This window comes from Streptomyces sp. NPDC026394, from assembly GCF_055567735.1.
Genome location: NZ_JBVHPX010000002.1, coordinates 552,291 through 567,650, shown reverse-complemented (window position 1 = coordinate 567,650; position 15,360 = coordinate 552,291). Strand labels below are relative to the sequence as shown.

Sequence of the window (15,360 nt, the reverse complement as noted above, 5' to 3'; positions counted from 1 at the left end):
CGCGCGCGGGTACGGCGGGGCGAAGCGGGGACACGGCATGAGCGGAGCGGACCAGGACTGGGAGGAACAGAGCCCCGAGCGGCTCTATGTGATCACCGGCGGGCGCAGCGGCGCCTCCGGCCACACCACCTCCCTCGACCTGGTCACGCTGATCGTGTCGAAGGCCGGGCCGAAGCCGGGGATGCAGCCGGAGCAGGCGTCGATCATGCGGCTGTGCCATTCCCCGCTGTCCGTGGCGGAGCTCTCCGCCTACCTGCAGTTGCCGGTCAGCGTGGTCACCGTCCTGCTCGGTGACCTGCTGGCCGACGGGCGGGTGGTGGCACGCGCGCCCGTACCTCCCGCCCAACTTCCCGACCGTGCCCTTATTGAGGCGGTGATCCATGGACTTCAAAAGCTCTGAAACGCTCGTCGAGCGCCCCGCTCAGGGGCCGCGGAGCGAGGACGAACTGCCCGAGACGGCCGCCGCCGCGGTCAAGGTCGTGATCGTGGGCGGCTTCGGGGTCGGCAAGACGACCCTGGTGGGATCGGTGAGCGAGATCCGCCCGCTGACCACTGAAGAAACGATGACTCAGGCCGGTGTCGGCGTGGACGACATCGTCGGTGTCGAGCGCAAGACCTCGACGACCGTGGCGATGGACTTCGGCCGCATCAGCCTCAACGACGAACTGGTGCTGTACCTGTTCGGTACGCCGGGCCAGCAGCGCTTCTGGTTCCTGTGGAACGGACTGTTCGACGGTGCGCTGGGGGCGGTGGTCCTCATCGACACCCGTCGACTGGAGGTCAGCTTCGACGTCATCGGCCGCCTGGAGGAGCGCGGCGTCCCCTTCGTGGTCGCCATCAACTCCTTCCCGGACGCCCCCGTCCACGCCATCGAGGAGATCCGGGGCGCCCTCGACCTGCCCGCCGAGGTGCCGATCATCGACTGCGACGCCCGGCTGCGAACCTCCAGCCGGGACGTACTGATGACGCTGATGCGGTATCTGCACTCGCTCGCCGGTAGCTGATCGACCGAAGCCGTCGGCTGATTGATTGCCGATGATCGTGCGCTGGCCGTTCGGGGTTGATTCCTGGACGGTCAGCGTTCGCATGTGGGCGTCCGCCGGCCGTTCGTCGGCCTTCCCCGGCCGTACAGGGCTCCTGCCTGCGAGGTCCCGCCCCACGTCTCCCGCCCCACGTCTCCCGCCTCCCGTCTCCCGCCTCCCGCCCCCCGCCGCCCGGTGCCGTCGCCCCCACCCCCATGGTGTTGCTGAGTGCCCCCTCAAGTGGGGTGCGGACGCCCTCGTCACCGCCACGCTCCGCTCATAGCGTCTGAGCAGCCGAAACATCGGCGAGCAAGCGCAAGGCCGGAGGGGTTACGGAATGATCAGGCTTCGCCCGCGGGAAAGCGGCAGAGCGACGAGGGACGCGGAGCCGCTCCGCGCACCCGGTGACGACGGCGCCGCATTGACGCTGGAGTCCGTGACCCGCAGCTACCGACGCGGCGCCGGGACCGTAGCCGCCCTGGACGACGTCAGCGTCACGGTTCCCCGGGGCAGTTTCGTGGCCGTGATGGGACGTTCCGGCTCCGGCAAGACGACGTTCCTCCAGTGCGCCGCCGGCCTGGACCGGCCGACCTCGGGGACCGTACGCATCGACGGCACCGACCTGTCCCGGATCGGCGAAGCCGCCCTCACCCGGCTCCGCCGCGAACGCGTCGGCTTCGTCTTCCAGTCGCTCAACCTGGTGCCTTCGCTCTCGGTCGTCGAGAATGCCGCGCTGCCGCTGCTGCTGGGCGGCGAGGCACCGGACAGCGCGGACGTACGGGCGCGGGCGCTGCGCGTCCTGGAGTCGGTGGGGCTGGCGGACCGGGCCGACGATTCCCCGCTGCTGCTCTCCGGCGGGCAGCAGCAGCGGGTGGCCATCGCCAGGGCGCTGGTCACCGACCCCGCAGTGATCTTCGCGGACGAGCCGACCGGCGCCCTCGACCCGGTCACCGCCATCGACGTACTGACCCTGCTGCGCGGCGCGGTGGACCGCGCGGGGCACACGGTGGTGATGGTCACCCACGACCCGGTCGCCGCCTCCTGGACGGACCGGGCGCTCTTCATCGACGCCGGGCGCGTCGTCGGCGTACTGGACCAGCCGCAGTCCGACGGCGTCGCGCAGGCGATGAAGCGGCTGGGCGGAGGCGCGAGGCCATGACGTACGCGCCCCACGACAGCTCCGTACGCACCGGTCGTACCGCCCGCTTTCTCGCTGCCCGCTCGCTGAAGCTGCACCGCAAGGCATGGGCCGCGGTGTTCGCGGTACTGGTGCTCACCTCTCTGGTACTCGGCGGCTTCGCACTGGCCACGCTGTCCGCGGTGGCCGGTCACGCGCGGGTGGAGCGCTACGCGGGCGCCGCCGCGGTCGTCACCGGCGACCAGAGCACCCGCTACACGGTGAAGGCCCTGGGCGAGACCCACTCGACGTCGACGGAGCTGACAGAACGGGTGCGGGTGCCGCGCTCGGTGCTGCCCAGGATCGCGGCCGTGCCGGGCGTACGGGCCGCCGTTGCGGACGATGCCTTCCCGGTCGCCATATCCGCGAAGCCCACCTCCACCTCATCCGCCGCCCCCTCCTCCAACACCGAGAACGCCTCCGACCCCAAGGCCACCCCCGACCCCGAGACCACCTCCGCCCCCATCTACGGACATTCCTGGCAAGCCGCCGCCCTCGCTCCCTTCACGCTGCGCGAAGGAAGCGCCCCCACCGGCCCCCGGCAGGTGGTCCTCGACGGCCACCTGGCCGACCGCGCGGGCGTACGCGTGGGTGACGAGATCACGGTGCAGTCGCTCGGCGCCCCCGCGACATACGAGGTCCGCGGTATCGCCGCCCCCAAGGGGCAGGGCGACCGCACCGGACTGGGACACCAGGGCGCCGTCTTCTTCACCGACCAGCGCGCGCGGCAACTGGCCGGGCACCCCGGGAGCACCGACGCCATCGGTGTACTCGCCGAACCCGGGGTGAGTGACGAGAAGATCCACGCCGGGGTACGTGCGGCACTGGACGGCGCCGATCCGGCCCGCAGCGTCACCGCCGGCCAGCGTTACAAAGAGGACAGCACCGCGCTGCGAGTGCTGACCGGCGACAGCCGCGGGGAACCGGAGTTCCTCGACGCGGCTCCCAGCCGCTGGAGTCTGCTGCAACTGCTGGGGTCGGTCTGCGCTCTCATCGTGATGATCGCCGTACTCGTGGTGGCCGGCACGGTCGCGCAGGCCGTGCACCAGCGTGCCCGTGAGATGGCGTTGCTGCGCGCGGTCGGCGCCACGCCGGGGCAACTGCGCGCGACGGTGAGCCGGGAGGTCCGTACGGTCGCCGTCGTCGCCGCCGTGACCGGCGCGGTCGGCGCGGTACCGGTCTTCGGGCTCCTGCTCCGCCTGCTGCGCAGCCGCGACGCCGTACCCGCGGGCCTCGAACTGCCCACGCCCTGGTGGCTGTACGCGGTGCCCCTGCTGACCGCCGGACTGACCGTCCTCGTGGCGTGGATCGCCGGCACCCTGTCCTGCCGGCGGATCGCCAGGGTGCGCCCCGCGCAGGCGATGGGCGAGGCGCAGGGCGAGCCGGAGCGGCCGGGCCGCGGCCGTACCGTGACCGGTCTCGTGACGCTGTTTCTCGGTGTGGCGTCGGCCGGTACGGCGGTGCTCCAGTTCGGCGAGGTGGCCGCGATGGCCGCGAGCACCGCGGCGGTGACGCTGGTGATCGGGTGCGCGTTGCTCGGCCCCTGGATCGCCCGCGGCGCCCTGCGGGTGCTCGGCGCACCCGCACGGCGGCTCGGCGGAGCGGGCGGCTATCTGGCTGCCGCCGCCGCACAGGCCAACTCACGTCGGCTGGGCGCCGCGATCACGCCGATCGTGCTGATGGTGGCCTTCGTCACGGTGCAGCTCTCGGGCGGCGCGACGCTGGACCGGCAGGGCGGCCGGCAGGGCGAGGACGCGGTACGCGCCGACCTGGCGGTCGTCGCGGACGGCCCGGGTATCACGGAGGAGACGGCCAACCGTGTCCGGCGGGTACCGGGCGTGGCAGCCGCTTCGGGAGTGTTGCACAGCACGGTCGTCCTGGCGCGGGACGACCTCGGCGACCCGCGACTGGACCGGCTGCCGGTGCTGGCGGTCAGCCCCGCGGCGCTGCCACGCGTACTGGACCCGGGCGTGGTCGAGGGCGATACGGCGAAGCTGGGCCGTGGCACGGTCGCGGTGGGCAAGGACCGGGCGCGGTCGCTGGGGCTCGGTATCGGGTCCGCCGTCACGCTGCGGTACGGCGACGGGGCAAACGTTTCGCTGCGCGTGGCGGCCATCTACGAACGTTCGCTGGCCCTGGGCGACTTCCTCTTCGCCACCGAGGAGCTGGCGCCCCATATGGCCGCGCCCCTGCACTCCCGCGTCCTGCTCGGCCTCGACTCCCCGGCGGGTCGGGTGCAGGCCGCCGTGCAGCGGGTACTGGCGGACTCCGCGCCGGGCGCGCGTCTCGTGCCGGACCCGGCCGGGGAGCAGCGGGAAGCCGAGGACCGGGGCGTCGGAGAAGTGATCACCGTGGTCGCGGTGAGCGTGATCGGCGGCTTCACCGTCATCGCCGTACTCAGCACCCTCACCCTCATCATGATCGGCCGTCGGCAGGAGATCCAACTGTTGCGCCTCGTGGGCGCGGGACGGCGCCAGATCCGGCGGATGCTGCGTATCGAGGCGGCCGTCGTGGGGCTGTCGGGCCTGGTGGTCGGCGCGGTGGTCGCGCTGGTGCCGCTGATCGCGCTCAGCCTGCCGCTGGCCGGGACGCTGCCGTACCTGCCACCCGCGCAGGCCGGGGTGATCGTGGCGGTGGTGGCGGTGACGGTCGCGGCGGGCACCCTGCTGCCGGTGTGGCCCACGCTCCGCCGGCGTCATGCGGCGGGCCCCGGGAGACGCTGAGGGCCGCGGGGAGCGGACGGGGGATGGAAAATCGATTATCGAGAAACGGGCGCGAGGGCTGCGGGGCCTCACTGGCACCGCAGCCCTCGCGCCTTTCCGTGCCCGCTAACGGGGTGCCCTCGGACGTACGCCCAGACTTCCGTAGGCGTGATCTCGCGTAGATCACGCCTACGGACGCAGATCACCCCTCCGGACGTACCTCGCCCGCGGACGTACCTCGCCCCGCCCTGACGCATCCCGCCGAACCGCACGGAACAGCCACAAATCCCGCCATTTCCTCCCCCCGCACTTCGACGCCGGCGCAACCTCACGCATAATCCAATTCTCCACTGGTAACTCCCTCACCGAGAGGCCACTCGCATGACGAACCCCTTCGAAGACCCGGAGGCGCAGTACCACGTCCTGACGAACGACGAGAACCAGCACTCGCTGTGGCCCTCGTTCGCGGAGATCCCGGCCGGCTGGCAGAGCGTGTTCGGCCCGGAGGGCCGGCAGGCGTGCCTGGACTACGTCGAGGAGCACTGGACCGACATGCGGCCGCGCAGCCTGGCGGAGGCCATGGCCGACTGAGCCTCCCGCCTGCCGCCTGCCCCACGCGAAAGCACCCGCTCCGGTCCCGGAACGGGTGCTCTTCGCTTTCCGACGGCGCTCGGGGCGCCCCTGCCTCACTGTCACATCGCCGTCATCACCGTCACACCACCGTCAGCCGCAGTGCGAACGCCGCGAATCCCACCGCCAGCACCCCTGCCCACACCCGCTGCCCCCGGGAGATCCCCGTCCACGGCATCTCCAGCCGCCGCGCCACCCGGGCGACGAGGACGAGGACGACGGCGAAGAGCGGCAGCCACGGCAGCCGGGTCGCCATCCAGGCGGCGAAGTCCGGCGCGGTGGTCAGGCCCTCCACCGTCGTACCGACGAACGAGGCCGGTACGGCGACGGCCAGCATGGCGGTCTGGTGCCAGCACAGGATCGTCATCGCGGACCGGTTGACGGCCGTCACCGGCGTCCACAGCGCGGGCCGCCGCAGGAGGGCCGTGATCCGGTCGCGGAGCAGGATCGCCGCGCCCGACTGCGCCGCGGCCAGGGCGATCACCAGCAGGGACGGTGGGTGGGAGTTCGTACGGTCCTGGCCGGGGACGCCGACCATGCTCGCCGGGTAGTGGAAGACGAGGAGCAGTACCGCGAAGAGGGCGGCGCCGCCGACGAGCAGTAGCCGGGCGCCGCGCTTGCCGAGCCGTTTCTCGCCCCAGGAGACGCCCAGTTGGTAGCCGAACAGCCAGCCCGGGATGACGCTGATCAGTGTGGCCCAGTACGGGACCGAGTCGGCGTACGGGCCGTAACGCAGGAAGTCCACGACAGCGACGACCGCCGCCAGAGGGGCCGCCGCCCAGCCCCCGAGCCACCGCGAGGCTGCCATGCAGTACGGCGTCAGCGCCGTCACCACCGCGTACACGCCCACGAACCACAGGGGCTGGACGACCAGTGTGGCGGCCGTGTGCAGCGTCGTGAGGGGAACCCCGGCCGCGTACAGGACAGCGGCCGGCACGGCCCATACGGCGGTGACGCCGACGGCGGGCCGCAACAGCCGGGCCAGCCGGCCGCGCAGCCAGTCGCCCGGTGACGTGCCCCGCCCGATGGCGCGCCGGTAGGACAGCACGGAGGCGTAGCCGCCGACGAGGAAGAAGATGCCCAGCATCTGGAGCACCCAGGTGATCGGTGCGAGCGGCGCGAACGCGGAGAGCGGACTGGCGTTGTGCAGCGAGCTGTCGGGGTCGCGGACGAAGCCGCCGACGAGCCAGTGGCCGGTCGGCACGGCCAGCAGGGCCAGCGCCCGCAGTCCGTCGACGGCCCGGTCGCGCTGGATCACCGGGAGGCGGCCGGTCGTGCCGGGCAGCGGTATGTGCGGACGGGACCGCTCGTCCAGGCTCATGCTCCGGAACCCGCCCTGTCCGTGGCACGCGGCACGGCAGTTTTCCGCATCGCGGCTTCCCGTACGGAGGCATTCCGCATCGCGGCTTCCCGTAGGGAGGCGTCCCGTATGAAGGCGTTCCGCATGGCAGCTTTCCTCTTCTCGCACACGGTCGGCGCATGGGCGTGCCACGGGCCTGCCGGGGGTCCGTCATGAAGGTGATGGGGTGATCGCCTTCCATGCTGGTGCGAGAAGCCGGCGGAAGCAGTCGGGCCAGAACCCGTATCAGGGTGGGGCAAACCTCACCGAGGCCCAGGGGGACAGCACCCTGCGGGCGGATCCGGTGGCTGGTCCACCCCTCGTACTCTCCGTACAGGGCCCGCTGTTGTCCGGATCGTTCGTATCATCGGCTCATGACCGCCAAGACTCCGGAATCCGCCTCCTGGGGCGAACTGCGCGCCTCCCACGCCGACCGGGAGGCCGTGGTGGAACGGCTGAGGGAGGCGGCGGCCGAGGGCCGGATCGACCTCGCGGAGCTGGACGACCGGCTGGAACGGGCGCTGACCGCCAAGACGTTCGCCGACCTCGCGCCGCTCACCGCCGACCTGCCGCAGGCCGTCTCCGCGGCGGACCCGGGCGAGGCGCTGGTCCTCAAGGGCGGCATCCACGGCGCGTCCCGTACGGGGCGCTGGGAGGTGCCCGCGCACATCACCGCGCACGGCGGCATGGGCGGCGTCCGGCTCGACTTCACCCGTACCGAGTGCCGACTCCCGGAAGTCGAGGTGGAGGTGCACGGGGAGATGGCGGGCGTCACGGTCGTCATCCCGGAGGGGTGGGCCGCGAACTGCGACGGTGTCGCGACGGGCCTCGGCGCCCTCAGGAACAAGACCACCCCCGAGCGGCTCCCGGACACGCCGCTCATCCGGCTCACCGGGTCCGCCGGCATGGCCGGCGTGATCGTCCGCCATCCCAACGTCCGCGAGCGCCGCCTGCTGAAGCGCGAACAGGCGAAGTAGCCGGGCGTACGGCGGCTGCCGCTTCCGCGCGGCGACCGCGCCACCCGGGCAGTCTCGACGGCCGAAGAAGTGGCGCCCCCGGCAGGACTCGAACCTGCGGCCAAGTGCTTAGAAGGCACCTGCTCTATCCACTGAGCTACGGGGGCCAGGTGGTGGGCGTGGATCACACGGGCCGCCGACAAGGATAGGGCTCCGTGTGCCTCGTCCCGGTTGCTTCACCTCCGTGGCACGTTGTGGAGGTTCGGTGAAGCGGTCCCGATAATCGCAGGCAGGTACGAATTCTGCACCGTTTTTGGGGCCTCACGCGTCGGGTGTTGTGCACTCGTTATGCCTGAGCCCCTTTGATCGCGGCTGCCTCATGCGTCGCTGATCCCGATCTGTACGGGTTTACGCGGCACGCACAGAGGGCTATACGCTTCAAAAACCTGCCAAAATTGGGCATTCTGCACGAGTGGCAACCTTGGATGTACAACCCCGGCTCCTTGACGTCCTGTCCGCGCTGCGCGACCGCGTCGACGCCGCGCGCTTCCCGCTGCCACTGCCCGGCGCCGCCCGCGCCCGGCGTACCCGGTCCGAGTTGCTGGACCAGCTCGACGACTATGTGATGCCCCGGCTGCGCGCTCCTCAGGCTCCGCTGCTCGCGGTCGTCGGCGGATCCACCGGGGCCGGCAAGTCCACGCTCGTCAATTCTCTGGTGGGCCGGCGCGTCAGCGAGGCCGGTGTACTGCGGCCCACGACACGTACGCCGGTACTCGTGTGCCACCCCGACGACCACCACTGGTTCGCGGGGCGGCGGGTACTGCCGCAGTTCACCCGGGTCTGGGTGCCCGAGCAGGACGGCCCCGAGGAACTCGACGCGTACGACGACGCGTGTGAACGCGAGTGCGAGTACACCTACGAAGGTGCGGACGAGGAGGACGGCGGCGGCGCGGCGCGGAGCGCGGTGGGCATGGCGCCCCTGCGCATCGAGACGGACCCGGCCCTCCCCAGCGGACTGGCCCTCCTGGACGCCCCCGACATCGACTCGCTCGTCGCCCGCAACCGGGAGCTGGCCGCCGAGCTGATCTGCGCGGCCGACGTATGGGTACTGGTCACCACCGCCGCCCGGTACGCGGACGCGGTGCCGTGGCACCTGCTCCGTACGGCCAAGGAGTACGACGTCACCCTCGTCACCGTGCTGGACCGGGTGCCGCACCAGATCGCCACCGACATCTCGGCGCGGTACGCCGCCCTGCTGACCCGAGCCGGGCTCGGCGACGTACCCCGCTTCACCATTCCCGAGCTGCCCGAATCGGCCGGCGGCGGCAGCGGGCTGCTGCCCGCCACGGCGGTGGCGGCACTGCGGCGCTGGCTGGAACGGCACGCGCAGGACCCCGAGGTCCGGAACGCGGCGGCCGCCCGTACCACCGCTGGCGTCCTGGCCTCGCTGCGCTCCCGGATGCCGGCCCTCGCCGGGGCCTCCGCCTCCCAGCACGCCGCCACCCTGCGGCTGGCCGACCAGGTGGAGCAGGCGTACGAGGAGGCCGCGATCCGGGTACGCCGCGAGGTCGAACAGGGCGAGGTGCTGTCCGGCGACGCCCGCGCCCACTGGCGGGACCACGAACTCGGCGGGCGCCCCGACGAACTGCTGGACGCCCTGACCCACGGGCTGGCCTCCCTGCTGCGCTGCGCGGTGGAAGAAGCCGACGAGCGGGCCGCCGAGGCGTGGCGCCGGGACCCCGCGGCGGCGGACGCGGCCCTGACGGAGGTGGCGGACGCCGCGGCCTCGGCCGCCCGCCTGGGCGTGGTCGTACGGCGGTGGCGGCGCTGCCTGGAGGAACTGGCGGAGGAAGGCGTACGGGAAGCGCGCGCGCCACGCGGCGGACGCGCGGCGCGCGGGGCGCGGGCCGGGGAGCGCGCGAAGTCCGCCGCCGACCCGGAGGAGGCCGCGGCGCTGCTGGCCACCACCCTGCTGGGTGGACGCCGGGCCCGTACAGCGGGCGAGGCCCTCGCCGACCTGCTGGGCGCACAGGCCGCGGTACGGCTGCGCGACCGGGGCGGCCGACTGCTCGACACGTACCTCCAGCGCGCGCTGGACGGCGAACGGGAGCGGCGCCTGACGCCGCTGGAGTCGCTGGGCGTACGGCCGGACCACCAGGCCGCGCTGATCGCCGCGCTGTCTCTACTGCAGAAGGAGAAGGTGACGCGGTGACTGCTGGTGTGGGGCGTACGGATGATGTGGGTGGGGATGTGGGCGCGGGCGGGGATGTGGGTGTGGGTGCGAGCCGGGGTGCGGGAGGGGGTGATGGAGCGCGGTCGGTGGTGGCGGGGGAGCCGGTGATGGCTGCCGACCTGCCGATGGCTGCCGACACGGTCTTGGCCGCTGAGCCGGTGATGGCCGCCGTCGACTCGGCGGAGGCCGCAGACGCGGTCTCCGCGACGGCCTCGACGGCAGCCTCAGAGGTTTCGAGTGCCTCGGGAGCTTCGGCAACCCCGGCGGCCCTGACAGGCCAGGTGGCCCCGGCAGACCCGGCAGACCCGGCGGCCCCGGAGGCGGCAGCGGCCCGGCCGGCCTCGGAGCCGGTCGAGGCGCTCTCCTCCTGGAACGACGGGCTGATCGCACGCCGCGCGAAGGACGGTGCCGACGCGAGGCCCGCAGCCGAGCGGCGCCACGCCCGTGCGCGGGAAGCGGCGGCGGAGCCGCGCGAAGGCAGACAGCCCGATTGGCGTGAGTGGCCCGAGTGGCTGGAGTGGGAGGACCGGGACCGGAGATCCCACCCGGGCGGGGACGGGGACGGGGACGGATGGCTGGACGACGGGAACGAGTGGCACCAGCAGCGCGACTGGCAGGAGTGGGAGGACGAGGGCGACAGCGAACTCGAAGCCGTACTCGCCGTACTCCAGGACCCCGCGGAGCCCGTACAGGAGCCACGGGGCCGGCGCGGCCGTGCACAGGAGGCGAAGGAGTGCGCCCCTGACCCTCGGACCGCCAAGGGGCTCAGAGGTGTCAGAGACAGCAGATACACCAGAGGCACCAGAGATACCAGAAGCACCAAGAGCACCAGAAGCACCAGAGAACGCGGTAACCCCCAAGACCACGAAGACTCTGTGGCCCCAGGCGGGACCAGGTCCTCCCGATCCCCTGGAGGCCCCGGAGCCCGGCCCACCCCCGCGCAGCGGCTGCGCCCCCGCCTGGACGCTCTCCGGGAACTCGTCGGACTGTCCCGGACGCGCCTGGACGGGGCGACGCTCGCCGAGGCGGGACGGGTGCTCGGAGCGGCCGACGAGCGCTACCGGCTGTCCGGGGAACACACTGTCATCGCCGTCGCGGGAGCCACCGGCAGTGGAAAATCGTCCCTGTTCAACGCGCTGGTGGGGGCGGACCACTCCGACGTGGGGGCGCGCCGGCCGACGACCTCGGAGCCGGTGGCCTGCGTGTGGTCGGGTGGGCAGCCGGGCGCGCACGGCCTGCTGGACCGGCTCGGAGTACCGGTACGCCGCAGGCACGCGCCGGCCGCCGGCTCGGCCACGCTGCCCGGTCTCGTCCTCCTGGACCTGCCCGACCACGACTCGGCCGCGGCCGGGCACCGTGAGCAGGTCGACCGGATGCTGGAGCTGGTGGACGCGGTGATCTGGGTGGTCGACCCGGAGAAGTACGCGGACGCGGTGCTGCACGAAAGGTATCTGCGGCCGCTGGCGGGCCACGCCGAGGTCATGTTCGTCGTCCTGAACCAGGTGGACCGGCTGCCGGGGGACGCCGCCGTACAGGTGGTCGACGATCTGCGGCGGCTGCTCGACGAGGACGGTCTGGCGCTCGGTGAGCACGGCGAACCGGGCGCCGCCGTACTGGCACTGTCGGCGGCCACCGGGGAGGGCGTCGGGGACCTGAGGGAGGCGCTCCGCCAGTTCGTCGCGGAGCGCGGCGCGGCGGACCGGCGGCTGACCGCGGACGTGGACGCGGCGGCAGGGCGGCTGTGGCCGGTGTACGTGGCCGACGGGCGGTACGGGCTGACGGAAGCGGCTCGGGAGGAGTTCGAGGACTGGCTCGCCGAGGCGGTCGGTGCCGGGGCGATGGGCAGTGCGGCGGAACGCGACTGGCTGCGCCACGGGGAACGGGCCTGCGGCACGCCGTGGCTGCGCCTGAGGCTGCGCAGACGGCGGCCGGGGGCGGTGCGCGGGCGGTCCGGGCGGACGAGCCCGGGGCGTACGGGACGATCCAAGCTGTGGCACCGGGACGCGTACCCGGACGCGTACACGGAGGCGGACGCAGCGGACGAAGCGGGCGGTGAGGACGAGTACGGCACCGTGAGCGGCTGGGTACCGGTGGACGGGCGGGCGACGGCGCGGCCGCTGGTCGAGCAGGCCGTACGGGCCGTGGCGGGGGAGGCGTCGGAAGGGCTTCCGGCGCCCTGGGCGCAGGCCGTGCGCGAGGCGGCGTTCCGGGGTGCCGAGGGGCTGCCGGAGGCGCTGGACCGGGCGGCGGCGGTCTCGGAAGGGGACTTGCGCGCCGGGCCGCTGGTGCGGCCGCGGTGGTGGTCGGTGGCCGCCGTGGCGCAGGGGCTGTTGACGATGCTGCTGGTGACCGGGGTGCTGTGGCTGCTGGCCGTGGTGGTGGGCGCGGCGGAGGCGGGGGAGTGGCTGTCCGCGTTGCTGGTGACGGCCATCGGGGCGACGGGCGGCCCGGTCGTGTCGTGGGTGTGCGGGGTGTCGGGGCGCGGTGCGGCCCGCCGGTACGGCCAGGAAGCGGAACGCCGGCTGCGTACGGCGGCAGCGGGCTGCGGCCGCGCCGCGGTGCTGGAACCGGTCGCCGCCGAACTGCTGCGCTACCGGGAGGTGCGGGAGCAGTACGCGGTGGCGGCCGGGTTGTGAGGCGGCGGGGCGGAGGGCCGGGGCGCCGGGTTCCGGGCGCTGCCCCGCCGGGGCGTTGTGAGGACGCTTCGACTCGATGAAGCCCCCGCCGGGGTGACGAAGTTGTCCACAACCCCGCGGTAGCACACAGGGCCCGGCGGGCTCCGGCGATTCCGTGCAGCATGGGTTCCACGCAGGCCCGGGACCGGGCCGCAGGGCCCGCCGGGGCCCACGACGGGGGAGGCGACGGCTGTGTACGAAACGATGGTGACGCTGGTGGGGAACGCCGCGACGGCGGTGGAGCACCGGCTGACGACGACCGGTGATTCGGCGGCGCGGTTCCGTCTGGCGACGTCCGCGCGGCGTTGGGACAAGGAGCGCCGGTGCTGGGTCGACGGGGACCCGAGCTTCTACACCGTCCGCGCGTGGCGGTCGCTGGCGGACCACCTGGCCGCTTCGGTCTCGCGCGGCGAACCCCTCGTCGTGCACGGCCGCATGCGGGTGTGGGAGCGGGACCTGCCCGAGGAGAAGGGCGGACAGCGGCGGGTGTCGGTCGAGGTGGACGCCGTGGCCGTCGGGCACGACCTGTCGCGTGGCACCTCCGCCTTCCGGCGGATCAACCGGACGGGTACGGATCCCACGCCGCCGAACGGCCGACCGGGTGGCGGGGGAGGGGCCACCGAGGCCGCGGCCCCTCCGCTCCCGGCGCCCTCTCCATCCCTTCCGTCCCCACAAGAGCCCTCAGTCTCTCCAGCGCCCGCCGCTTCCCCGACGCCCGCCGCTTCCCCATCGCCCTCTGCCTCCCCGATCCCCGCAGACTTCGCAACGCCCCCAGACTCCGTGTCCGATACCGAACCTGACTGGTCGTCGCCGCCCCCGACACCCACTCGCGAGAAGGGCGGTATTGCCTCGGCCTGACCCTCTGCCGCATCCCCGATGCGCAGTACGCCGGAGAAGCTATCAGTGCCCGGAAAGTCCCGGTGATTTGTCGATATTGCCAGGTCAAGGGGGGTGTGGTCGGTAACGATTGCGATTCGGATCGCTTATAGGACGGTATTGCGGGGGATCGTGTTGCGCCCGCTCTCTAGGATCCGTCGGGTACTCACGAGTACTCACGGGGGCCTGACTTATTCGGCTGTTGAGTTCTTTGGGTTCATTCCGGCGAGGCAACTCCCCAATCGATCCCGCCTCGCCCAGAGGGGAAATTCATGCTTTCAGTGAAGAGGCGGGGCGCAGCCCGCCTTGCCGCCGCGGTCCTGGCGTCGGGCCTGGTCGCGGCGGGCGCGATAGCCACCGCGGGTCCCGCCGCGGCTGACGACGCGGCGCCGGTCCACGGCGGCGCCAGTGCGACGCTCGACGGTCTGAAGACCTACGGTCAGGCAGTCCTGCACGCCGACGGCCACGACCAGCGGATCGGCGCCGGGCTCTTCGAGATGAAGGTCGACAACGGCGGCACCCTCCAGACGTACTGCATCGACATCGGCACGCCGACGCAGCAACTGGCGAAGTACAAGGAGGTGCCCTGGAGCGCCTCGTCGCTGCACGACAACCAGGACGCCGGCAAGATCCGCTGGATCCTGCAGAACTCCTACCCGCAGGTCAACGACCTGGCCTCGCTCGCCCAGAAGGCCGGTGCCGGGAGCCTGAGCGAGAAGACCGCTGCCGCCGGTACCCAGGTCGCGATCTGGCGCTTCTCCGACCACGTGAAGGTCGACGCCGTCGATCCCGCGGCCGAGAAGCTCGCCGACTACCTGGAGAAGAACGCGAAGAGCCTCGCCGAGCCCGAGGCGTCGCTGAAGCTGGACTCGCCGGCCGTCTCCGGCAAGTCCGGCAGCAAGCTCGGCCCGGTCACGGTCCGCACCAATGCCAACAGCGTGACCGTCTCCCCGGCCGCCGGTACCCCCGCCGGTGTCAAGGTGGTCGGCGCCGACGGCAAGCCCGTCACCAAGGCGGTCAACGGCACCAAGCTCTTCTTCGACGTGCCCGCCGGCACGAAGGACGGCGCCGCCTCGCTGACCGCGCAGGCCGCCACGAAGGTCTCGGTCGGTCGCGCCTTCACCGGCAGCGTCGGCACCGTCAAGAGCCAGACCATGATCCTGGCCGGCTCCAGCGAGTCCACCGCCACCGCGACCGCCACCGCCTCCTGGAAGAAGGAGGGCGCGGCCCCGGCCGTCACCGCGGAGAAGAACTGCTCCAAGGGCGGCGTGGACGTCACGGCCTCCAACAAGGGCGACGCGCCGTTCAAGTTCCAGCTCTCCGGCAAGGAGCACGTGATCGCGCCGGGCAAGTCCGAGACGATCACCGTCCCGGTCGGCGAGGACCAGGCGTACGAGATCACGATCGCGGGTGAGGGCGGCTTCAAGAAGACCTTCACCGGCGTCCTCGACTGCAAGACCGCCGGCACCACTCCCGGCAAGCCCTCCTCGCAGCCCAGCCCGGCCTCGGCCGGCGGCACCAGCGCCGGCGGCACCGGCGGCGGCGCGGGCGGCGACCTCGCCGAGACCGGCTCCAGCAACGCCACCCCGGTGATCGCGGGCGTCGCGGCCGCACTGGTCGTCGTCGGCGGCGGCGCGGTCTTCTTCCTGCGCAAGAAGAAGGCGGGCGTCACCCCGTAACCGAGGTCACCGAGATCACCGAGGTACGGACGTCACCCGGGTTCCGGGGCGCGGAAGCTCCCCGGAACCCG

The 15,360-nt window shown here is 72.7% G+C and carries 11 protein-coding genes and 1 tRNA gene; 10 read left to right on the top strand and 2 right to left on the bottom strand.

Translation table 11 applies throughout. The features are described from left to right. The first annotated feature begins 37 nt into the window (after positions 1 to 37). From ACZ4QV_RS06645 to ACZ4QV_RS06625, 5 genes are all read left to right on the top strand, one after another. Positions 38 to 400 carry a DUF742 domain-containing protein gene (locus ACZ4QV_RS06645; protein WP_031004537.1) on the top strand — a complete coding sequence of 121 codons (363 nt, stop codon included), beginning with the start codon at positions 38 to 40 and terminating at the stop codon, positions 398 to 400. Then, positions 381 to 1,004, top strand: a complete 624-nt coding sequence (locus ACZ4QV_RS06640) for a GTP-binding protein (RefSeq protein WP_361144437.1) — start codon at positions 381 to 383, stop codon at positions 1,002 to 1,004. The genes ACZ4QV_RS06645 and ACZ4QV_RS06640 overlap by 20 nt, the downstream gene beginning before the upstream one ends. A gap of 355 nt (positions 1,005 to 1,359) precedes the next feature. Further along, entirely contained in the window at positions 1,360 to 2,181 is an 822-nt protein-coding gene (locus tag ACZ4QV_RS06635) for an ABC transporter ATP-binding protein (protein WP_467762642.1), read from the top strand. After that, on the top strand, positions 2,178 to 4,922 hold the full coding sequence (locus tag ACZ4QV_RS06630; RefSeq protein ID WP_467762641.1) for an FtsX-like permease family protein: 2,745 nt from the start codon (positions 2,178 to 2,180) through the stop codon (positions 4,920 to 4,922). The genes ACZ4QV_RS06635 and ACZ4QV_RS06630 overlap by 4 nt, the downstream gene beginning before the upstream one ends. A 360-nt stretch (positions 4,923 to 5,282) precedes the next feature. After that, entirely contained in the window at positions 5,283 to 5,492 is a 210-nt protein-coding gene (locus ACZ4QV_RS06625) for an MbtH family protein (RefSeq protein WP_030018958.1), read from the top strand. Positions 5,493 to 5,613: 121 nt separating this feature from the next. Here the strand turns inward: ACZ4QV_RS06625 and ACZ4QV_RS06620 are convergent, their stop codons facing one another. Further along, complete coding sequence (locus ACZ4QV_RS06620; RefSeq protein WP_467762640.1) at positions 5,614 to 6,852, bottom strand: acyltransferase family protein; 1,239 nt, start codon at positions 6,850 to 6,852, stop codon at positions 5,614 to 5,616. A 392-nt stretch (positions 6,853 to 7,244) separates the two neighbouring features. Here ACZ4QV_RS06620 and ACZ4QV_RS06615 point away from each other — a divergent pair, with 392 nt between their 5' ends. Continuing rightward, on the top strand, positions 7,245 to 7,847 hold the full coding sequence (locus tag ACZ4QV_RS06615) for a DUF1707 SHOCT-like domain-containing protein (RefSeq protein WP_361144425.1): 603 nt from the start codon (positions 7,245 to 7,247) through the stop codon (positions 7,845 to 7,847). A gap of 70 nt (positions 7,848 to 7,917) precedes the next feature. Here the strand turns inward: ACZ4QV_RS06615 and ACZ4QV_RS06610 are convergent. Further along, positions 7,918 to 7,993, bottom strand: a tRNA-Arg gene (locus ACZ4QV_RS06610). A 314-nt stretch (positions 7,994 to 8,307) separates the two neighbouring features. On the opposite strand from ACZ4QV_RS06610, the gene ACZ4QV_RS06605 reads away from it, so the two are divergent. The 4 genes from ACZ4QV_RS06605 (at position 8,308) to ACZ4QV_RS06590 (ending at position 15,289) form a co-directional block, all read left to right on the top strand. Beyond that, positions 8,308 to 10,038 carry a dynamin family protein gene (locus ACZ4QV_RS06605; protein WP_361145287.1) on the top strand — a complete coding sequence of 577 codons (1,731 nt, stop codon included), beginning with the start codon at positions 8,308 to 8,310 and terminating at the stop codon, positions 10,036 to 10,038. 128 nt (positions 10,039 to 10,166) lie between these two features. Continuing rightward, positions 10,167 to 12,695, top strand: a complete 2,529-nt coding sequence (locus tag ACZ4QV_RS06600) for a GTPase (protein WP_467762639.1) — start codon at positions 10,167 to 10,169, stop codon at positions 12,693 to 12,695. 243 nt (positions 12,696 to 12,938) lie between these two features. Next, on the top strand, positions 12,939 to 13,592 hold the full coding sequence (locus ACZ4QV_RS06595; protein WP_467762704.1) for a single-stranded DNA-binding protein: 654 nt from the start codon (positions 12,939 to 12,941) through the stop codon (positions 13,590 to 13,592). 290 nt (positions 13,593 to 13,882) lie between these two features. Further along, positions 13,883 to 15,289, top strand: coding sequence for a Cys-Gln thioester bond-forming surface protein (locus ACZ4QV_RS06590; protein WP_361144419.1), 1,407 nt, complete (start codon positions 13,883 to 13,885; stop codon positions 15,287 to 15,289). Positions 15,290 to 15,360: the final 71 nt, after the last annotated feature.